Below are 20,655 nucleotides of genomic sequence, written 5' to 3' on the forward strand. Positions count from 1 at the left end.
GATTGCATGAATCACACAAAATGGCGGCTCGGTGCAGCGGCAGCAGCCGTCATCGTTATTGTTGCCGCTGCAGCTATTTATTTGGTGGTCCGGGCCGATAGCTCGCCCGAACTTACGCTAGCTGCGGCCGAGGAGGAGGTACTCGGACAATATTCGGGCGAGATCGTTGGAAGCAAACCGTTAGGCGAAGGGTACGTGATCCAGCTCCGATCAACGCAAGGTTTGTATGAGCTGACAGTCGGACCGGCGGGTATTGCTTCTATTCGAACGTTGGAACGCTATGGCATCGAAGAGGGGGGCGCGTCTCCGGAACCGGGTTCGCCTGAACCGTCGCTGTCGCCTCCGCCAACGGCGACACCTAAGCCGACTTCTCCTCCACCTGCAAGCAGTCCGTCAACCAATCCGTCCATTCAGATTACCGAGCAGAAGGCAACCGAGCTGGCTCTGGGCAAAATTCCAGGCATGGTCAAGGATATCGACATGGAGCAAGAGGGCGGAAAGTGGTACTATTTTGTGGAAATCGAAAGCAAAGACGGAAAGGAAGCGGACGTACAGCTGAATGCCGCCTCCGGCAAGGTCGTATCTGTAACTTGGGATGACGATGACGACTAGTTTTATCATCAAATTCTAATGTTTCTGTAATGGTTCTCTTAGATTGCGGGTGTAAGTTATAGATGTAGCAGCAAGAGCCGGCAACGGTTCGCAATCAGAGAATGATAAAGGAGATGTCGGAGTATGATGAAGAGAAAAGGCTGGATTATCGGATTGGGTCTTATCGTGGCGCTAGGAGGGACGAGCGCGGCCGTGGCGGCCGAAGGGGTAACTTCCTATATCGGCAAGATCAAAGCGAAGCAAATCGCCTTAAACGCAGCTCCAGGAACCGTGACGGATATTGAATTGGATCGTGAACGCAATACGGTGTACTACGAGGTGGACATCGACCGCAAGGACACCTTCCAAGACGTGGATGTCCATGTAGACGCGGCAACCGGTAAAGTGCTGAAGGTTAAAAACGATGACGATGATACTCCTCGTACTACGACTGCACCGACAACAGCACCAACAACATCGCCGACAAGTGCTCCGTCAGCCGAATCGGCATCGACGACGATTACGAAGGAGCAAGCAGGCAAGCTGGCACAGCAGAAGGTGAAAGGCGAAGTCATTCGGGTGGAGACAGATTGGGATGACGGCATGAAAAAATTTGAAGTCAAGCTAAGAACAGCTGCAGGAAGGGCAGAAGTGGACATTGCAGCTGCAACAGGCAAGGTACTGGATGTCGATTACGATAATGATGATGACGACAATGACGATGACAATGACAATGACGATGACGATGATTATGATTATGATTCCGATGATGACAAGCATGATGACGACGATCGTGATTAAACTCATGAACCAAGCGCGAGTGCCAAGGCTGACGAAGCCTCAGGTGCTTGCGTTTTTTTGACGTACAGGAAAGTATATGATTTTACACATACTTTCTCTATACGTTTCGACGAAGCGTTGGCGTCCATAGATAGGACGCCGCTAGGCGATTCTTCTTAAAATATAGGATAGTATATGTTGTCACACTAAACTGACGCCTATATTTCTCCGGAATGAAACGCGCAACGCAGCCAAAAGACAGCGATAGCCGTTTCACCTTGCATCTTCGTTGTAGGAATGATTTCAAACAGCTAGACTAAAGATAGGCGGGTTTTGTTTTGACAAAACGGACGTATGCGCTTAACATCGTAATAGACATTTTGGTTCCATATCACAACAGACGCAAACGGTTAGGGGGTGCGTAATGATCTCCATTGGGAGTTTTCAACAGCTCGGCAGAGCGATCATGCTGCCGATGGTCGTGCTGCCTGCGGCAGCTATATTTTTAAGCTTAAGCACGCTGCCATGGGATATGGTCGGGATGCCCGGCATGTCCGGCTATTTGCAAGCGGCGAGCGAAGCTGTATTTATGTTTTTGCCTTTCATATTTGCCGTTGGCATCGCGCTGGGCATGACAGGAAATGCGTTGTCGGCCGGTATGGCTGCCCTTGTAGGGATGTTTATTTACGAAGGGATTACGGGTTCCGTAGAAGTGCAGATAGAGCCGACTGTGCTCATCGGCACCATTATAGGCGTGGCATCAGGTTTAAGCCATGCACAGTTAAAAAATCTTAAACTGCCTGAGTACATACAGTTTTTTGGCGGTCCTCGGTTCGTGCCGCTGTTCGTCAGCTTTATTTCGCTGCTGTTCTCTATAGGAATGGTCGGTGTAGCTCCTTATTTGCAGCAGTTACTGATTGATCTTGGCGACATCGTTGCCTCAGGCGGCGGATTCGGCGTGTTCCTGTACGGCTTCGTTCATCGGATACTCGTCGTATTCGGCCTGCATCATCTCGTCAGCCATGTGTTCTGGTTCCAGATTGGCGGCTATGAGACAGCAACAGGCGAGATGGTCTTCGGCGATTTGCCGCGTTTCTTCGCCGGCGATCCAACGGCCGGATCATTCATGGCGGGTATGTACCCTACGATGATGTTCGCTTTGCCTGCGATTGCGTTCGCGATCATTCATGAAGCGCGCGAGGATTTGAAGCCGAAAATCCGCAAAACGTTTATGTATGCGGCACTGTCTTCCTTTTTGACAGGGGTTACTGAACCCGTCGAATTCGCTTTCTTATTCGTCGCTCCTTACTTGTACGTCGTTCATGCGATACTGTCGGGCGTTATTATGTGGGTAACGTATGAGCTAGGCATTAAACACGGCTTCTCGTTCTCGGGCGGCGCGATCGATTATCTTATTAATGAACATTTGGCTACGCGCGGATGGCTTCTCATTCCGATTGGCATCGTCGTTGGTTTGGTTTATTACTTTCTGTTCCGCTGGGCGATTCGGAGATTCCGCATTCCAACGCCGGGGCGCGAGGAAGGTTCGCAGCTCGACGAATGGGCAGGCGATATTCCTTACCGCGCGCCGCTCATTCTTCAAGCGATCGGCGGGAAGCAAAATATCGTGCAAATGGAGTCCTGTATTACTCGCCTGCGGCTTAAAGTATCAAACGAGAGGCTAATAGATACGAACGCACTGCGCAATCTCGGCGCGGCAGGCGTTATCAAGCTTGGCGGCGGGCATGTGCAAGTCGTCTTCGGCACCTATTCCGAGCTTATACGCGAGGAGATGAACAAGACGATCCAGCGCGACCAGGCGCAAATCTTGTTTAATTCCCCGATGCAGGGCAGAATGATTCCGCTCGAGGAAGTGCCCGATCCTATTTTCGCCGGCAAGCTTGTCGGACAAGGGGTGGCCTTCATTCCCGACAGAGGGGAGCTCGTATCGCCGGTCAAGGGCGTCGTCATTCACATTTATCCGACGATGCACGCCATAGGCATTAAGACAGGGGAAGGACTTGAGGTGCTGCTTCATATCGGTATCGATACGTCGAAGCTTGCCGGCAAATCGTACTTCAACGCTGTCGTGAAAGAAGGGGACGAGGTTACGCCGGGGATGCTGCTTATCCGCTTTGATCTGCAGCGCGTTAAGAAGGAGAGCAAGTCGCTTGCAACTCCAATGGTCATTACGAACTCCGATCTCGTACACTCCTGGCGCTTTGCGCCGTTCAAAGCAGTGAAGAAAGGTCAGTCTTCGGTGATGTCGGTTGTACTTAAAGAGAGAAATGGTGGAGGGGAAGCACAATGATTCAAGGTATAGGAGCGTCAGCAGGCATTGCGATCGGGAGAGCGTTCGTGCTGCCTAATTGGGAGTGGGAGCTTCCGGAGCAAAAAATTGACGTTGCCGATTTTGCGCGGGAGTTCGAGCGTGTATATGAGGGCATTCGGACGTCCAAAGTCGAAATCGAGCAAATCAAGGATGAGCTGCGAGAGGTTGTCGGTTCGGAGGAGACGCATATATTTGACGCGCATCTCGCTATTTTGGACGATCCTGTATTCATGAATGAAATTCAAGGCATCATTCAGCGCCAATACAAGGCGGCTGAAGTTGCTGTGAAGGAAGCGATCGATCATTTCGTGACGATGTTCGATCTGCTGGACGATGAATATATGAAGGAACGCGCGCTGGACATTAAGGATGTCGGCAACCGGCTGCTCAAGCACTTGCTAGGCGCTCCGGAAATTACGCTTCCTTCCGACACGCAGCCATTTATTCTTATTGCTAAGGAGCTGTCCCCTTCACAGCTCGCTCATATTAATCCACAGCATGTGCTTGGCATTGTGACGCTGCAAGGCAGCACGACTTCCCATTCTGCCATAATGGCGCGCGCGCTAGGCGTTCCGCTAGTCGTTGGCGTCGAGATCTCCTTGGAGGAGCCGCTTCAGACCGGTCAGACAATCATAATCGACGGAAGCGACGGCAAAGTATTTATGGAGCCGACGCAACAAATCATTGAGACCTACACGCAACTGCACAGCCGGCAGAAGGAAGCGAAGAAGAAGCTCCATAATATTGCTGGCCATCGCCCGATGACGCCAGATGGCAAGACGCTAGAGCTTGCTGCCAACATTAGCTCCCTCAAGGAGCTGGAGATTGCGATGGCAAGCGGGGCGCATGGCGTTGGTTTGTTCCGAACCGAATTTCTATACATGGACCGTAATCGATTCCCTAGAGAAGATGAGCAGTTCGACGTATATAAGGGTGTAGCCGAGAAGTTGGCAGGAGATGCGCTCGTCATTCGAACGCTCGATATCGGCGGCGACAAGCAGCTTGATTATTTCGAGCTTCCGGAAGAGGATAATCCGTTCCTTGGCTATCGTGCGATTCGTATATCGCTTGATCGGCAGGATTTGTTCAAGACGCAGCTTCGAGCGATTCTTCGAGCCAGTCATTACGGTCAGGTGAAGCTGATGTACCCGCTTATTTCCTCGGTTGACGAAGTGAGAGCGGCGAATGCCATACTGGAACAAGCAAAGCGGGAGCTGGAGCAGGAAGACATCCCATATGATAAAGAAATTAAGATCGGAATAATGATTGAGGTTCCTGCAGCGGTCATGATAGCCGACATGCTCGCGAAGGAGGTTGACTTCTTCAGCATCGGAACGAATGATCTCGTTCAATTCACGCTAGCGGTCGACCGGATGAACGAGGAAATTTCACATCTGTATGAGCCATTCCATCCTGCGCTGCTTCGAATGCTGATGTTGACTGTAGACGCGGCAAAGCGTAATGGAATCAAAGTAGGCGTATGCGGTGAGCTGGCGGGGGATTTGCGGGCGCTGCCGATATGGCTAAGCCTGGATGTCGAGGAGCTGAGCATGTCCTCGCACTCGATCTTGCCTGTGAAGGAGAGACTGCTTAGCACGATGCAGAATGAGAGCCGAGAGGTGCTCCATCAAGTGCTGGAATGCCGCACAAGCAATGAGATTATTGATGTGCTGACTCGTTTCATGGAACGCGTGGACCTAAAGACAGCGAATGGTTAACCCATTCGCTGCTCTAATGCGTCTACGAAAGCCTTTGCGTATTCCGGCAGATCCGGCGGACGTCTCGCTGATATGAGATTGCCATCGACAACGACGGCTTCATCGTACCAGGTCGCGCCTGCGTTCTCCATATCGTCCCGAATGCCCGGAGTCGACGTAACTTTACGTCCTTCGAGTATTTTGGCAGAGATGAGCACCCAGCCGGCATGGCAAATTTGTCCGATCGGCTTATTTTGCGCATTTAGCTCTTGTACAAGCTGGAGCACCTTCGGATAACGGCGGAGCTTATCCGGCGCCCATCCGCCAGGAACGAGCAAGCCGATGATATCTTCGCTGCTCACCTCATCGAACGAGAGGTCGGCAACAGCGGGAACGCCATACTTGCCAATATGCTTCTTGCCTTTCTCGGGTCCAGCATAGAGCACCGTTGCTCCGGCTTCATGGGCGCGATATACCGGATACCACAATTCCAAATCTTCAAATTCATCATCCAGCAAGCAAATGACCGTCTTATTATGTAAGGACATTTCGATTTTCCCCTCCAACGTGTACGTTTAACCATCCCTATTATTGTAGCGAAGGAGATTCAATGAAGCAAACAGAACAAATAATGATGCAGACTCGACGCCGTATTTCCATTTATCGATTTATTCCCGCTTTCCTTTGGATGGCCATTATCTTTATATTATCCTCACGAACAGGCGAACAGCTGGATACCGTGCTGCCGCTCTTTCAGAAGCTGTTTCCATTCATGGATAATTTCAATTGGGGTCACTTTGTTTCCTACTTTCTGCTTGCCATGCTGCTCGACTATGGGTTTGGACGCCGCTCGGAGCTTTTATCTTTCAAGCTGCTCGTGATCTTATTATGCGGTGTTTACGGCATCACTGATGAGTATCATCAGTCATTCGTAGGAGGCCGGATGCTTGATTCGCATGACCTAAGGAACGACATAATTGGAGCAACTTTATGGGTTATTATCGGGTTACTGCCGCCTGTGAAGCGGTTAAGATCGAAGCTGTCCAGAGCGAATAGTCAATAGGCTGGCGATTAACGCTTGTTGCCTGCTGTAGTAAAAATTACATAGACGACACAAGCAGGATTTTTTGCGAAAAAGGTCGAATTACCTATCTATCTCTTTGTGCCTAGATTTCAGCTTAGGCTCAAGCTGCCATGAGAAGGAGTGGACCACTTTGCAAAAGCGGTGTCATTGCGGCGACATTATGACGATGAAGCTGCGAACAGTTATATTTTCCGGAAAAGTAGAAATTGATAACGTTCCGATATTCTCCTGCACGATATGCAACCGGAGCGAGGTTATTCCCGAGGTTAAGCCTGATTTGACTGGACTAATCGCCCAGCTTGGCGCAGAACCCGATAAGCAAACGTTTTTGTTTAACGAATGCAATGAATGGGCAAGTTTGTTAGTAGAGGCGAAATCCTATAAGCAGCATACGGATCGCAGCGCGGTCGAGCGCCTCTTCGAGGAGCGCGTCAATCAATTGCTAGATCTATATTTGCTTGCGCAAACGCTGAATGACGAAGCATGGATTCAAGATTTGGATAAGCGGCTGAAACAGCTTAGCCGTCGCACGCTTCTTACATAACGGTACAACGACTGCACTTTTAGCCAGATCTACCCGGGTGGGCGATGTGTAATTAAATCGTTCATACGGCTATTTTACTTACACCGTGAGCGTAAACGATAAGCGTTAACATTGCGAAAAGTAATATTTTGTCGTATCATTACTGTAATATGCGGCGTACGTAACAATAAAAATCTGAGCTAATGGAGAGAAGGACCGTGACTGTAACCATTTATGATGTAGCAAGAGAAGCAGGAGTATCCATGGCAACGGTTTCTCGGGTTGTGAACAACAATCCTAACGTAAAGCCTGCAACACGCAAGAAGGTATATGAAGCGATTGAACGGCTAGGATATCGTCCGAATGCCGTCGCACGCGGATTGGCAAGCAAGAAGACGACAACAGTAGGCGTCGTTATCCCCGATATATCGAATGCTTTGTATGCAGAGGTAGCCAGGGGCATAGAAGATATAGCTAATATGTATCATTATAATATTATTTTGGCTAATGCGGACAAGAAGAAGGACAAGGAGATTCGCGTTATCAATACGCTGCTAGAGAAGCAAGTCGACGGTTTGCTGTTTCTAGGAGCGCCTGTAACCGAAGAGCACTTGCAAGCGTTCAAGACGGCTAATGTGCCAATCGTGCTATGCGCGACTACGGATGAGAGCGGACAAGTTCCATCGGTAGATATTAATCACGAGAACGCTGCTTTCGACGCAGTGATGAGCTTGGTTGGGAAAGGCCACAAGCGCATTGCGATGATTAGCGGAACGCTGCAAGACCCGGCTAACGGCTATGCTCGTTTCCAAGGATATAAGCGTGCGCTGGAAGCTTCCGGCATTCCGTATGACGATTCACTCGTTCGTATAGGCAACTATCGTTATGAGTCCGGTGCTGATGCAATGAAATATTTCATCGAGCTTTCTGAGCGTCCTACGGCTGTATTTTCAGCTACGGACGAGATGGCGATCGGCGCTATTCATGCGATTCAAGATGCGGGACTGAAAGTGCCTAACGACTTCTCCGTTATTAGCGTGGACAATAGCCGTATGGCTTCAATGGTAAGACCGCAGCTAACAGCTGTAGCACAGCCTATGTATGATATTGGCGCAGTATCGATGCGTTTGCTTACGAAGCTGATGAAGAAAGAAAACGTGGAACAATCTCAAGTGGTTTTGCCTCATGAAATTGTTGTGCGTCAATCAGTTGGAGGAATTTAATAGAAATGCCGTTTAACAAAATCGGAATTATTGGCGCTATGGTTGAAGAAATTGAATTGCTGCATAAGCATACGGAAGTAGCTTCCGAGGTGACGAAGGCAGGGATTACGTATTACGAGGGCAAACTGCACGGCAAGGAAGTTATCTTCTGCAAGTCGGGTGTAGGTAAAGTGAATGCCGCCGTATGTACGCAAATTTTGCTTGATCTCGGTGCAGACTGCGTGTTGTTCACAGGCGTTGCAGGCGCGGTTGACCCGCGACTCAACATCGGCGATATCGTCGTATCTACAATCAGCATTCAGCACGATATGGATTGCTCGCCGCTTGGCTTTGCCAGAGGTACGATTCCATTCCATAGCCGTTCGGAGTTTCCTGCTGACGACAGACTGATCGAGCTTGCTGTATCGGCTAGCGATCGTCATTTCCCAGGCCGCAGTCTAAAGGGAATCGTATTGTCCGGCGATCAGTTCATTGCAAGCCGCGAGGCGGTCAAGCTGTTGCATGAGACGTTCGATGGCGCATGTGCAGAGATGGAAGGCGCGTCCGTTGCGCAAGTTTGCGACATGAATGGAATCCCATATGTCGTCATTCGTTCCATGTCGGACAAGGCTGATGGATCTGCTCATGTGAATTTTGCGCAATTTACGATTCAAGCCGCTAATAACTCGTACCAGATCATTGATGATATGGTCAAGCATATGTAATTATTATGATTAGACACATAAGCACCCGCCAGTTGATCGCTTTCGATCGACCGGCGGGTGCTTTTTAATGATCTCCCTTATAGCTGTATTAGTTAGCCTTCCGATTGGAATTATTGCGAGTCTATTTGGATTTCGGAGACTGTCAATTAACCGTGACTAACCAATAGTTGTACGATATATCGTATAAACCAACCTTACAGACAGGTCAAACCAAGATTTTTGTTCGAAAAATCGTCCAAAATCATACGCTGCGTGGATGGATTAACCACTTTTATAAGATAAATCGTATAAGTTTTGACAGTGTATAACTTGTTTAACTGCTCTTGTGTGATAAATCATATGAATTGAGATCATATCTATATTGTATGAAATACAGTTCTACAAATCCTGAATGGCAATTTGCTGCGTCACGCGATTTTTGAGCGTTATCTCTTCACGCCGCGGGATAGGAGGGATGTGCGTCAGATCATCCAACCATTGTGAAGGAAGCTCATGCGGACATGAAGGCGACCAATGCTCCAGCCAATCTGCTGGCAGCTGCGGCATTGTACGAATGTCTTGTAGCTCAGTCGTTACGGGATGCTCGGTCATCGTCAGCCACACGAGCGCCCATGCTCTTGGAACGACACGCCATATATCGTAACCTCCGCCGCCAAGCGCAACCCATTTGCCGTTCGTATAATCATGCGCAAGCTCATGTATGATGGCCGGGATTTGCTGATAGATATGCATGCTGCAATGCATATGGGAGAGAGGATCATAGGCGTGAGCGTCGCAGCCATGCTGGCTGATGATGACATCAGGCTTATGAACGGCAATGACTTTGCGAAGCGTCACGTTAAAGCTCTCCAGCCACGAGTCATCTTCGGTATAAGGCTCGAGCGGCACGTTGAAGCAAGCGCCAAACCCGCTATCCGCGCCTTTCTCATGGACGAAGCCCGTTCCCGGGAACAGGAAACGCCCCGTTTCGTGAATCGAATAGGTGCATACGTCCTGATCGGCATAGAATACCCACTGAACGCCGTCGCCATGATGGACGTCTGTATCGATGTAGAGCACTCTTGCGCCGTATGTACGGCGTATATGTTCGATTGCGATGGCGGCGTCATTGTAGACGCAGAAACCCGATGCGCGCTCAGGGAAGGCGTGGTGCAGCCCTCCAGCGAGGTGGAACGCATGGAGCGACTGTCCGCTCATGACGGCATCAGCAGCGGCTACGGAGCCGCTAACGATCGCAGAAGCGGCTTGATGAATGCCGGCAAAGAACGGGGTGTCTTCGGTTTGCAGACCGTATTTCTCGGCAAGCGTGTCGTTATGATCGACAGGCGCGCTTAATTTTTTAACGGCGTCCACGTAATCTTGCCTATGCACTAACGCAAGAAGCTCCTCATTTGCGCTTAGATGGGGCTGCCTTATTTGATCGTCCGTCAACGCTCCCATACGTCTCAGCAGATCAATCGTTAACGTAAGGCGCCTCGGATCGAAGGGATGCTCCTCTCCGAATTTATAGTTCTCAGAACCCGGATGGTGAAAGAATATTGCGTTTGCTTTTGAAGACATTCCCCTTATAGCCTCCTAGAAAGGTTAAGCCTATGTCTTAAGCTCTAACCGTGTTAGTACATAAATCGCTGACGGAACCGGACGCGGTCGAACTGTTCAACGGAGCTTAGCGGCACTTCCTTGCCGATCTTCACCATTAGACAGTTAGCAGGGTGGGAGCAAATCTCGGGATCATCCGTTGCGAACCAGATCATGCCTACCGACTTCATCAGCTTCTCCATCATATTGCGATATTCCCAAACATTAAGCTTCGTACCCTCTAAGTCCCAATGCCAATAGTATTCGGTTGTAAATACAATCATATTGTCCAGCTGTTCTTCAGCAAAAGCGAGATTTATCATCTTTTTACCTAGTCCATACGAGCGGTAATCGTCAGCAACCTCAATCGCGCCGAGCTCGATCAGGTCGTTCATCCCGCCCTCAGACCAGCGTTCAAGCTCGTCTGCATAATGGAATGTTACATAACCGACAATCGTATCCGCTTCCCTTACGAGTATAATTCGGCCCTCGTCAAGCGCTGCAATTTCTACCAACGCCTCATGTTGGTCGCGCGGCCTTCTGAATGCGTCAAGCGCAGGATGCATAACGAGCTGTGCAACTTGCTCAGGCGGCACAGGACCTTCAATAACAAGCTCACGATTGCCAGGCAGCTCGATACGCTCATGCTGCAACCGTTTTCGATGTTCCAAAAGCAAATCCCCCTTTCGTATACTCATGCAGCCCGTGCTCAAGGCGATGCTCTATTAATGGTTATAACAAACATTGCGGGAAATGAAAAGCATAGTCGAGATGAAAAAGGTTATGCTATAATAGTTGTGGCGGTTAAATGCCATACGAATCGTTTAGGTTAGTCGGCTTGTTTGCCTGCAAGAATAGACTACATTATGAAAGCGTATTCTATGGTAGCAATAGATAGATTTGATGGGAGAGTGATAGAATGATCAACTTGCATCAAGAGCGTATTCCAGCAACGGCGACAAATACGAATTTGACGAACTATGAGGATGCGGCAGCTAACTTTAAATGGGAACAAATCGAAAGTCAATTCAGTTGGTATTCAACTGGCAAAGTAAACATGGGTTATGAAACGATAGATCGTCATGTCGAGCAGGGCAAAGGAAGCAAAATCGCGCTTCACTACAGCGACAACGACCGCGATGAGTCCTACACGTACGAGGATCTTAGCAAGCAGTCGAATCGATTCGCGAATGTGCTTCGAAAGCATGGTATAACGAAAGGCGAGCGTGTTTTTATTTTCATGCCGCGAACGCCTGAATTATATTTCAGCGTGCTCGGCGCGCTAAAGGTTGGCGCAATCGTTGGACCGCTGTTCGAAGCATTTATGGAGACAGCTGTAAAAGATAGACTGCAAGACAGCGAAGCTACGGCAATCGTTACGACTCCTTCCTTGCTTGGACGGATCAAACGCGAGGAGCTGCCTGCGCTTAAACATATTTTCGTATTCGGCAACGATGTACAGACGGAAGACGGCATACTGGATTTTGCCGCTGAGATGAGCCAAGCCTCGGAGGAAGCTGAGATTGAATGGCTTGATCGAGAAGATGGTCTGATCCTGCATTATACATCCGGATCAACCGGCAAGCCGAAGGGTGTATGCCATGTTCAGAACGCAATGATTCAGCATTATTATACGGGCAAGATCGTACTTGACTTGAAAGAAAACGATGTCTATTGGTGTACAGCGGATCCAGGCTGGGTAACGGGCACTTCGTACGGCATCTTCGCTCCGTGGTTGAACGGCGCTACAATCGTCATTCGCGGCGGTCGCTTCAGCCCTGGCGACTGGTACGGCGTCATTCAGAAGTATGGCGTAACCGTATGGTATAGCGCTCCGACGGCCTTCCGGATGCTTATGGGGGCTGGCGATGACGTCGTAACACAATACAATCTATCAAGTCTACGTCATGTCTTGAGCGTTGGCGAGCCGCTTAATCCAGAGGTTGTCCGCTGGGGGATGAAAGTATACGGCCAGCGTATTCATGATACGTGGTGGATGACAGAAACAGGCGGGCAGCTAATCTGCAACTATCCAAGCATGGATATTAAGCCAGGTTCCATGGGCAAGCCAATTCCAGGTGTGTCAGCCGCGATCATTGACGACAACGGCAATGAAGTGCCGCCGTATCGCATGGGTAATCTGGCTATACGCACGCCATGGCCGTCGATGATGCGCAAGATTTGGAACAACCCGTCCAAATACGAGGAATACTTCCGTTTGGAAGGCTGGTATGTATCAGGAGACTCCGCTTATATGGACGAAGACGGTTACTTCTGGTTCCAAGGACGGATTGATGACGTTATTAATACGTCCGGCGAGCGGGTAGGACCTTTCGAGGTCGAGAGCAAGCTGGTCGAGCATCCAGCGGTAGCAGAGGCAGGCGTAATTGGTAAGCCTGACCCGATGCGCGGCGAGATTATTAAAGCGTTTATCGCCCTGCGCGAAGGATACGTCGCTTCTGAAGAGCTTAAGAAAGAAATCTCGCAATTCGTTAAGGTTGGCTTGTCCGCTCACGCGGCGCCGCGAGAGATTGAATTCAAAGATAAGCTTCCGAAGACGCGCAGCGGCAAAATTATGCGCCGCGTGCTGAAGGCGTGGGAGCTTAACTTGCCGACTGGCGATTTATCTACAATCGAGGACTAATCCAATAATGAAACGAAGGCGTCGCAGGAAGATCCTGCGACGCCTTTTATTTGTCCTTGATCTGCTTATCGCTGGAATAGCTCGATCCGCTCGCTGTCAGGACCGCTGACGAAGAAGTAGCGATAGCCATTTGGCAAAGTCGTAATATCCTCATCAACGAATGGAACTTCCAGCTGCTTCAGACGCTCGAACTCCGCCTCAATATCGTCCACCTTGACCGCAAAGTGATGCACCTTGCCCTCGGTCGGCAGATCGCCGTTGTAGCCCTGAACGAGCTCCAGATCGGTTTCGTCCGAATGTCCGAAGCCTAGGAATGCAAGCTGGATTACACCATTTGTATGCGGCACGCGGCCCTTCTCCTCAAAACCGATTACTTCCGTATAAAATCGGATGGAGGCTTCCATATCTTTGACCATTACGCCTACATGATCGATACGTTTATTAGTCAAAACGACCATTCCCTTCATTTCTTATTCGAATTAATTCTGCTCTATGTTATCGATCTATTTCTCAGCTGTCAAGTCGGGATTGTATGATTAAAGAAAAAACGGTATCCCGCTGCAAGCCAATGGCTGAGGGGATACCGTTTCCTATCGTTGTTAGTTGTTAACAACGATGACCTGAGAAGGTGCGGATTGGCCGCTTGCGTTCTCGGAGGTGACGTAGAATGCGCCTGTTACGAGTACATCGATATACTCGAATTGCGATTCGCTAGTGGAGCCGATTAAGGAATACTGTCCGTTGTTGCCCGGACTATGGTAGATATGGTACTGCGTAACTTGATCCGATACGGAGTTCGGCGTCCAGCTGAGCGTAACGCTAACTTCGTTCTTGGTCGCTTGCAAGCCTTCCGGAGCAGCTGGAGCATTGCCGCTAGGCTGCTCTGTGCCGCCGCCAGGCTCTCCGCCGCCTTCCCCAGGGTCAGTAGGCAGCTCAGGAATGATTGGAGCGTCACCGTACTGAACCATCAAGCTAGGCTGAGATTCGTTGCCCACGACATCGACAGAGGTAACATAGAAGCTGTAGCTATGCGCGTTCGACGCGTATAGCTTCGCTTTGTACTCGTTGCCGGCAGGTATCGATTCGCCTTCTTTCGTAGGCGCGTTTCCGTCAATTGCTTTGTACACACGGTAGCCAACAACATCCTTCGCTGCACTATCGGTGAACGTTAGAATGAGTACGCCGTCGGCTTGATTTAGCCTTACATTGCTCGGGGGCGGAGGCGCTGCTCCATCGTCTACACGAGGATCGGGCTTGGATGGCGCGTCATTAGCCGCATCCTTCGGCAAGTAGACCGCCATCGGCCGTCTGCTCTTCGCAGGCAGCTTCGCTTGCGCTGCGTTGATCTCATCCATTAGCGCATCAAGCGGTTTCTTGCGCTTGACAACGATCTGCTCCTTCAGCATATCGAGCGGAGTAGCCGGATTCGGCACATAGTTGACGCCTTCATAGGTTATGAAAGCCATCTTCACAAGTGATTCGTCAACCGCCTTCGGCACATATTTCCTGTTGAACCAGTCGGTTACAAGCATGCCTGCTTCTTTCGTCAATTGAGAAGGAAGCAATCCGCTTGCGCTGGATACAGTTGCCTTCACAATGCCGTCCGGTTTATTAAACTTATCCGTAACGAGCAACTCAGGTTTCTTCTCAACAAGCTGATCCATAATCTTTGCCCAGATTGCGCGAGCGCGTTTCTTGCCTTCGGTCGAGAGAGAGTTGATCTGCTCCTCGTAGCCCGCCCATACGCCTAGCGTAACGTCTGGCGAGAAGCCCATGAACCATACATCGCCGTAGCTTTGCGTTGAGCCTGTTTTGCCGGCAATGGGAATGTCACCGTAATGCTCGAACTGAGAGGTCAGTCCATGACCTGAGCCCGATGGGCTGGAAATGACGGTCGACAGCATATCTGTAATAAGGAACGCGCTTTGCTCGGAGAATACGCGTTCAGGCTTTGCCTCGTGCTCATAAATGCTTTTACCTTCAGCATCGGTAATTTTCTCAATCATGTATGAATCATTGTATATGCCGTTGTTTGGGATAGAGCCGTAAGCGTTCGTAAGCTCTTCCACCGAGACACCGACGCTTAGACCGCCGATTACGCCTGTCTGAGCGCCAGCGTCCTCCGGCTGAAGCGTAGTAATGCCAAGCTTCTTGACGAACGCCCAAGCGTTCTCGATCTTAAGCTCTTCGTTAAATATTTTTAGCGCTGGTATGTTCATCGATTTGTTAAGCGCTTCGCGTGCCGTCACAAGTCCGGAGAACTTCTTATCGACGTTCATTGGGATATGGAAGCCCTTCTGATAATCTTTCATGACGATCGGCGAATCATCGATAATGCTGGCCGGTTGGATGATGCCTTGCTCAATCGCAGGCAGGTAAGCAGCGATCGTCTTCATCGTTGAACCTGGCTGGCGAGTCATTTGGGTAGCGTAGTTCATTTGCTCTTCGTAGAAATCGCGACCTTCGAGCATACCGAGAATGGCGCCAGTCTTATGATCCAGCATGACGGCAGCAATTTGCTCAAGGCCTTTCTCTTCGCTATAAGGCGTGAAGTTCTCCTCATTGGAGCCGATCTCGCGCATAAACTTGTAAATATCTTTATCAATCGTTGTGTATACCTTGTACCCGCCGCGAAGCAGATGATCTCTAGCTTCTTCAAGCAATTGCGGGTTTTCCTTCAGGTCTGCCTTCGTCAAGTCCGGGTCTTGCTGCATAAGCATAATTTCCGCGGCTTGGCGCTCGGCTTCCAGCATGAGATAAGGATAAGTCGTATAAGCTTTCTCGCTTGGCGCAGCAAGTGTCTTGCGAACGTCGAAGGCGAGCGCTTCATCATATTGCTGCTGATCGATGCGTCCAGTCTCAAGCATGCGGCGAAGCACCATTTGCTGGCGCTCGATGGCTAGCTTGATGCCTTCTTCGTTGTATTGCCCTTTGCCCGTGTATGCCGTATAAGCGGACGGGCGCTGCGGCAAGCCTGCGAGATAGGCGGCCTGTGCGATATTAATTTGATTCAGATCGGTAATGTTGAATATTCCTTTGGCTGCAGCCTTAATCCCGAATACTTGATAGCCGCTCGAACCGTTGCCGAAAGGCATCTTGTTCAAATAAGCGGCCAATATTTCCGGTTTCGTCAAATATCTTTCCATACGGAGCGACAAAAAGATTTCTTTGATCTTCCGGCTGTCGGTTTTGTCCAAGCTCAGAAATACGCGTCTTGCGAGCTGCTGCGTCAGCGTACTGCCGCCTGTTTGTGTTTCCTCGTTAAGAAGCTTCTGCTTGACCGCGCGACCAAGGCCGTTAATATCTACGCCGTAATGCTCGAAGAAGTTGTTGTCTTCAATAGCGAGCAGGGCGTCTATTACTTGCGGAGGCAGATCCTCATATTCTACGATCATACGGTCTTCGTCGGTACGAAGCTGACCGACAAGCGAATCATCATTAAAGTAAACATAACCGGTGAGCGAGTTCTCCCCGACTCTCTCCTCGATGACGGTACGGGGCCTGACCTCTTCGTTTTTGACGAGAGCAGCCACATAGCCGGTTACGGCTCCGCCTGCTAGCAAGCCGATGAATATTCCGAAGTATACCATCCATTTTACAGTTATAAAAGTTACGATTCCGAATGTTCGCCATTTGCTTCGTTTCGTTGGCGCCGGCTGACGATCTTCTTGCATCTTTTTAATTCCCCCTCCAAAATAGCAAGTCCATTATAACATAAAACACCAATAGAAGCAGGTACTAACCGTATGCTCATATATATTCGTTATTTCATTGACGTATCGGGGGGCTAAAATGTTTTGCTTAAACGTGAAATTCAGCAATAATCAGCCTGAGACCGTAATAACTGCTGTAAACGGAGCAATTTACAACTTTTTTGCTTATTTTTCGACGATTTTGAAACATATTGGGTTTTAGGGCGTAATACATAATGGGGAATAGTTGGAAAATATGGTTATAGGAAGAGGGTGAGGGAAGGTGGAAACGCTGTACTTAGCCTGTCTGATCGGCGGCATTCTGTATGCGATCGTCAGCGTCATATTCGGAGATTGGCTTAGCCTGGCATTGGACGGCGTGCTTGATTTTCTTTCGTTTGACGGCCATTCGTGGCTGCAGCCAACCGCACTTGTTGGAAGTATTACCGTATTTGGCGGCGCCGGGATTATGCTTACCAGATACACTTCGCTAAGTATAGGCGTCGTATTGGCGCTTGCGCTGCTCATTGCTTTAGCCGCTGGCGTCGGCGTGTTCTTTCTATATGTTCGACCGATGGAGCGAAGCGAGAATTCCATTGCTTTCTCAATGAATGCTTTGTCAGGATCGCTCGCAGAGGTGCTTGTCTCTATTCCCGATAAAGGATATGGCGAAGTGCTCGTTAAAGTCGGAGCGGGGTTTACGAATCAGATCGCGGCGAGCTTTGAAGGCGTCCCGATTACTGCCGGTTCCCGCGTCGTCGTCGTCGAAGTGAAGGACAGTACCTTATTTGTATCTGAAGTGGACTTATCCTAAATCCAAGCACGAGAGAGGAGTCATTCGATATGCCGGAACATTTGTTAATACCGATCATTGTTGTTGGAGTAATTGTTGTACTGGGGCTTGCCTTCTGGGCTCGTTATCGAACCGTTAGTCCTGATGAAGCGATGCTGGTTACAGGATCATTCTTGGGCAGCCGTAATGCGCTGACCGATGACTCTGGAAGGAAAGTGAAAATCATTCGCGGCGGCGGCGCCTTCATTCTGCCGATCTTCCAGAAGGCTGAGTTTCTATCTTTGCTTTCGCATAAGCTGGATGTATCAACCCCGGAGGTGTATACGGAGCAAGGCGTCCCTGTTATGGCTGACGGTGTCGCAATCATTAAGATCGGCGGAGCTGTAGAGGATGTTGCAACGGCTGCTGAGCAGTTTCTAGGCAAGCCGACCGAAGCGCTTAAGGGCGAGGCCCAAGAGGTGCTGGAGGGGCATTTGCGAGCGATTCTAGGATCGATGACGGTGGAGGAAGTGTATCGCAACCGCGATAAGTTCGCTCAAGAAGTACAAGGAGTTGCCGCCAAGGATCTTAAGAAAATGGGGCTGCAGATCGTATCATTCACGATCAAGGATTTGCGCGATAAGCACGGTTATCTCGATGCGCTGGGTAAGCCGAGAATAGCAGCGGTGAAGCGCGATGCGGAGATTGCAGAGGCGGAAGCGGTGCGCGATGCGCGTATTCAGAAGGCTTTAGCGGCTGAGGCGGGGCAGAAGGCAGAACTGCTGCGCGATACGAATATTGCCGAGGCGGAGAAGGACAAGGAGATGAAGGTGGCTTCGTTCAAGCGCGATCAGGATACAGCGAAGGCCGAAGCCGATCAAGCCTATTCGATTCAAGAGGCGCGTGCCAAGCAAAGCGTCGTCGAGGAGCAAATGAAGGTCGAACTCGTGAGAAAGGAACGCGAGATCGATCTCGAAGCGAAGGAAATATTGCGCCGCGAGAAGCAATATGACGCGGAAGTGAAGAAGAAGGCTGATGCCGACAGATATGCCGTAGAGCAAGCGGCTGAAGCGGACAAAGCGAAGCGTCTGCGCGAGGCGGACGCGGTGCAATACCGCATTGAAGCCGAGGCGAAAGCGCTCGCCGCGCAGAAGCGGCTGGACGGTCTTGCGGTTGCCGAAGCGGAGCGGGCAAAGGGTACGGCCGAAGCCGACGTAATAAGGCTGCGCGGACTGGCTGAAGCGGAAGCGAAGGAGAAGCTTGCCGAAGCCTTCGAGAAATTCGGCGAAGCGGCGGTTCTCGATATTATCGTGAAAATGCTGCCTGAGCTCGCTGGTCAGATCGCTTCGCCGATTGGGGCGATTGATACGCTCACCGTCGTGGATACCGGCAAAGGGGAAGGCGCTGCCCGTCTAAGCAACTATGTGACCGATCTAATGGCAACCGCTCCTGAAATGCTTAAGAGTGTGTCCGGCATCGATGTGAACGGGTTGATCAGAGGGCTCACCTCACGGGCGACAGCTTCAACCTCGCCCGCCTCATCCGCGCTAAGCCGAATGACTGAGCAAGATTAAACATTGTTATGGAAACTACAAAAACAGTCAAGAAGCCCGCACAGCAGGCCCCTTGGCTGTTTTTTGTATGCAGATATAGAGTTAAATGTCTGAATGTGCATGGAGGCAACTTACAGAGCATTCAATTAGTAGCCCCAGCCGCCAATTCCACAACTACATGCAATAATTACCAACAGAATGAAGAGGACCAAAATGAAACCAATGTTGTTGGAAGCACCACCTACGCAACCGGACATTAAAAATGCACCTCCTTACGTGTTGAGTACTCTTTACTGTATGAATGTCTTGTGCAGATTGATTGGGTATATGTTACGGGAGGCTATCGTTTAGAGGCAAAATGGGCGGGAAGCAAAGGCTTGCTGTAATAAAAGAAAAGCCGAATGAATGCAGCTGCATTCATTCGGCTTCGTCTTATTAACGGCTGTAGAACTCGACGATTTGTTTCTCGTCGATATCTTGGGACAGCTCGCCGCGGTCTGGCAGGCGAACGTACTTGCCTTCCATTGCTTGCTCGCTGAACTCAAGGTAGTTAGGAAGGTGATGACGGCCTTCCATAGCTTCTTTAACAGCTTTCAGGCTGCGGCTGCGCTCGCGCAAACCGATTACGTCGCCAACAGCAACCGTGTAGGAAGCGATGTCGACTTTTTTGCCATTAACTGTTACGTGACCGTGAGCTACCAATTGGCGTGCTCCAGCACGGGAGTTGGAAAGTGCAAGACGGTATACAAGGTTGTCAAGACGGCTTTCAAGGAGAGCCATGAAGTTTTCACCGGCTTTACCTTTCATGTTTGCCGCTTTGTCAAACAAGTTACGGAATTGCTTTTCGTTCAAACCGTACATGTGGCGAAGCTTTTGTTTCTCTTGCAATTGAACGCCATAACCGCTCATTTTTTTGCGTTGGTTAGGGCCGTGTTGACCCGGAGGGAAATTGCGTTTCAATTCTTTTCCTGTACCGCTCAAAGAAATGCCTAGGCGGCGGCTTAGTTTAAATTTAGGTCCTGTATAACGTGACATGCGTCGTGTTAACTCCTTCATCAAATAAATTTTGAGAATGGGGTTGTGTTTCGCCGTTTACGTCCAATGTCCGAGCTCGCTCGTCCCTGATCTGCACTTCAGCCGCTGGCCTATCAGTGTACGTAATCATTGAGGGTGACACAAAACCGTACGCCCATGTATTCAACAATAAATATTATATGAGATTCACACTGAATGTCAAGCTGTACTTCATAAAATTAAAACTTTGTAATAAGCATCTAAAGTCCTATAAATTTTGGGGAGAGTAGTGCAAAAATATCAAAAATGGAGTAAGATAATAATTATTACAAGAAGGAATTATTGGTTGACGTACCGGATTTAAGTCGGGTCATTAATTGCTTTCTGCTTATTGAATAAGCTACGGTATAAGCTGAGCTTAACATGTATGCCTATCATATAATGTAACCTCATCTCCTGGCTTTACAG

At 49.7% G+C, this 20,655-nt stretch carries 17 protein-coding genes; 11 read left to right on the forward strand and 6 right to left on the reverse strand.

The genetic code is table 11. The annotated features are described in order from the left end of the window. Positions 1-6: 6 nt before the first annotated feature. From V8F51_RS03820 to ptsP, 4 genes are all read left to right on the forward strand, one after another. On the forward strand, positions 7-612 hold the full coding sequence (locus V8F51_RS03820) for a PepSY domain-containing protein (protein ID WP_337098716.1): 606 nt from the start codon (positions 7-9) through the stop codon (positions 610-612). Between the two features lie 123 nt (positions 613-735). Then, positions 736-1,392, forward strand: coding sequence for a PepSY domain-containing protein (locus V8F51_RS03825; protein WP_337098717.1), 657 nt, complete (start codon positions 736-738; stop codon positions 1,390-1,392). A 403-nt stretch (positions 1,393-1,795) separates the two neighbouring features. Then, the gene (locus tag V8F51_RS03830) at positions 1,796-3,682 is read left to right on the forward strand and encodes a glucose PTS transporter subunit IIA (protein ID WP_337098718.1); all 1,887 of its coding nucleotides are present in this window, start codon (positions 1,796-1,798) and stop codon (positions 3,680-3,682) included. Beyond that, positions 3,679-5,421, forward strand: coding sequence for a phosphoenolpyruvate--protein phosphotransferase (ptsP, locus tag V8F51_RS03835; RefSeq protein ID WP_337098719.1), 1,743 nt, complete (start codon positions 3,679-3,681; stop codon positions 5,419-5,421). Before V8F51_RS03830 ends, ptsP begins: the two co-directional genes overlap by 4 nt. Here the strand turns inward: ptsP and V8F51_RS03840 are convergent. Continuing rightward, positions 5,418-5,948, reverse strand: coding sequence for a type 1 glutamine amidotransferase domain-containing protein (locus V8F51_RS03840; RefSeq protein WP_337098720.1), 531 nt, complete (start codon positions 5,946-5,948; stop codon positions 5,418-5,420). The genes ptsP and V8F51_RS03840 overlap by 4 nt on opposite strands. A gap of 83 nt (positions 5,949-6,031) precedes the next feature. Between V8F51_RS03840 and V8F51_RS03845 the strand changes: the two genes are divergently transcribed. The 4 genes from V8F51_RS03845 to V8F51_RS03860 all read left to right on the forward strand — a co-directional run bounded on the left by V8F51_RS03845 (position 6,032) and on the right by V8F51_RS03860 (position 8,934). Then, on the forward strand, positions 6,032-6,463 hold the full coding sequence (locus tag V8F51_RS03845; protein WP_337098721.1) for a VanZ family protein: 432 nt from the start codon (positions 6,032-6,034) through the stop codon (positions 6,461-6,463). A gap of 151 nt (positions 6,464-6,614) precedes the next feature. Next, a complete protein-coding gene (locus V8F51_RS03850) occupies positions 6,615-7,028 on the forward strand; it encodes a hypothetical protein (protein WP_337098722.1) in 414 nt (137 codons plus the stop codon). Positions 7,029-7,225: 197 nt separating this feature from the next. Beyond that, positions 7,226-8,230, forward strand: coding sequence for a catabolite control protein A (gene ccpA, locus V8F51_RS03855; protein WP_337098723.1), 1,005 nt, complete (start codon positions 7,226-7,228; stop codon positions 8,228-8,230). Positions 8,231-8,235: 5 nt separating this feature from the next. After that, complete coding sequence (locus V8F51_RS03860; protein ID WP_337098724.1) at positions 8,236-8,934, forward strand: 5'-methylthioadenosine/adenosylhomocysteine nucleosidase; 699 nt, start codon at positions 8,236-8,238, stop codon at positions 8,932-8,934. A 378-nt stretch (positions 8,935-9,312) separates the two neighbouring features. Here the strand turns inward: V8F51_RS03860 and V8F51_RS03865 are convergent, their stop codons facing one another. After that, positions 9,313-10,494 (reverse strand): acetoin utilization protein AcuC, encoded by a 1,182-nt coding sequence (locus V8F51_RS03865; protein ID WP_337098725.1) that lies wholly within the window; start codon positions 10,492-10,494, stop codon positions 9,313-9,315. A 53-nt stretch (positions 10,495-10,547) separates the two neighbouring features. Continuing rightward, positions 10,548-11,183 carry a GNAT family N-acetyltransferase gene (locus tag V8F51_RS03870; protein ID WP_337098726.1) on the reverse strand — a complete coding sequence of 212 codons (636 nt, stop codon included), beginning with the start codon at positions 11,181-11,183 and terminating at the stop codon, positions 10,548-10,550. Between the two features lie 248 nt (positions 11,184-11,431). On the opposite strand from V8F51_RS03870, the gene acsA reads away from it, so the two are divergent. Then, complete coding sequence (gene acsA, locus V8F51_RS03875; RefSeq protein ID WP_337098727.1) at positions 11,432-13,156, forward strand: acetate--CoA ligase; 1,725 nt, start codon at positions 11,432-11,434, stop codon at positions 13,154-13,156. 65 nt (positions 13,157-13,221) lie between these two features. On the opposite strand, the gene V8F51_RS03880 is transcribed toward acsA, so the two are convergent. Then, positions 13,222-13,614, reverse strand: a complete 393-nt coding sequence (locus V8F51_RS03880) for a VOC family protein (protein ID WP_442956395.1) — start codon at positions 13,612-13,614, stop codon at positions 13,222-13,224. A gap of 141 nt (positions 13,615-13,755) precedes the next feature. After that, the gene (locus V8F51_RS03885; protein WP_337098729.1) at positions 13,756-16,830 is read right to left on the reverse strand and encodes a transglycosylase domain-containing protein; all 3,075 of its coding nucleotides are present in this window, start codon (positions 16,828-16,830) and stop codon (positions 13,756-13,758) included. 301 nt (positions 16,831-17,131) lie between these two features. On the opposite strand from V8F51_RS03885, the gene V8F51_RS03890 reads away from it, so the two are divergent. Both V8F51_RS03890 and V8F51_RS03895 read left to right on the forward strand, forming a co-directional pair. Beyond that, positions 17,132-17,662, forward strand: coding sequence for a protease (locus V8F51_RS03890; protein ID WP_337098730.1), 531 nt, complete (start codon positions 17,132-17,134; stop codon positions 17,660-17,662). A gap of 29 nt (positions 17,663-17,691) precedes the next feature. After that, positions 17,692-19,194, forward strand: a complete 1,503-nt coding sequence (locus tag V8F51_RS03895; RefSeq protein ID WP_337098731.1) for a flotillin family protein — start codon at positions 17,692-17,694, stop codon at positions 19,192-19,194. A gap of 414 nt (positions 19,195-19,608) precedes the next feature. Here the strand turns inward: V8F51_RS03895 and rpsD are convergent, their stop codons facing one another. Then, the gene (gene rpsD / locus V8F51_RS03905) at positions 19,609-20,208 is read right to left on the reverse strand and encodes a 30S ribosomal protein S4 (RefSeq protein ID WP_337098904.1); all 600 of its coding nucleotides are present in this window, start codon (positions 20,206-20,208) and stop codon (positions 19,609-19,611) included. Positions 20,209-20,655 lie beyond the last annotated feature (447 nt).

Source organism: Paenibacillus sp. YIM B09110 (assembly GCF_037167145.1).
Taxonomy (GTDB): domain Bacteria; phylum Bacillota; class Bacilli; order Paenibacillales; family Paenibacillaceae; genus Pristimantibacillus.

Excerpts from the sequence above, each read along its gene's own strand:
- V8F51_RS03845 (WP_337098721.1), top strand. The coding sequence starts at position 6,032 with ATGATGCAGACTCGACGCCGTATTTCCATTTATCGATTTATTCCCGCT.
- V8F51_RS03825 (WP_337098717.1), top strand. The coding sequence starts at position 736 with ATGATGAAGAGAAAAGGCTGGATTATCGGATTGGGTCTTATCGTGGCG.
- ptsP (WP_337098719.1), top strand. The coding sequence starts at position 3,679 with ATGATTCAAGGTATAGGAGCGTCAGCAGGCATTGCGATCGGGAGAGCG.
- V8F51_RS03885 (WP_337098729.1), bottom strand. The coding sequence starts at position 16,830 with ATGCAAGAAGATCGTCAGCCGGCGCCAACGAAACGAAGCAAATGGCGA.
- V8F51_RS03840 (WP_337098720.1), bottom strand. The coding sequence starts at position 5,948 with ATGTCCTTACATAATAAGACGGTCATTTGCTTGCTGGATGATGAATTT.
- V8F51_RS03865 (WP_337098725.1), bottom strand. The coding sequence starts at position 10,494 with ATGTCTTCAAAAGCAAACGCAATATTCTTTCACCATCCGGGTTCTGAG.
- V8F51_RS03895 (WP_337098731.1), top strand. The coding sequence starts at position 17,692 with ATGCCGGAACATTTGTTAATACCGATCATTGTTGTTGGAGTAATTGTT.
- rpsD (WP_337098904.1), bottom strand. The coding sequence starts at position 20,208 with ATGTCACGTTATACAGGACCTAAATTTAAACTAAGCCGCCGCCTAGGC.
- V8F51_RS03860 (WP_337098724.1), top strand. The coding sequence starts at position 8,236 with ATGCCGTTTAACAAAATCGGAATTATTGGCGCTATGGTTGAAGAAATT.
- acsA (WP_337098727.1), top strand. The coding sequence starts at position 11,432 with ATGATCAACTTGCATCAAGAGCGTATTCCAGCAACGGCGACAAATACG.
- V8F51_RS03880 (WP_442956395.1), bottom strand. The coding sequence starts at position 13,614 with ATGGTCGTTTTGACTAATAAACGTATCGATCATGTAGGCGTAATGGTC.
- V8F51_RS03820 (WP_337098716.1), top strand. The coding sequence starts at position 7 with ATGAATCACACAAAATGGCGGCTCGGTGCAGCGGCAGCAGCCGTCATC.
- V8F51_RS03830 (WP_337098718.1), top strand. The coding sequence starts at position 1,796 with ATGATCTCCATTGGGAGTTTTCAACAGCTCGGCAGAGCGATCATGCTG.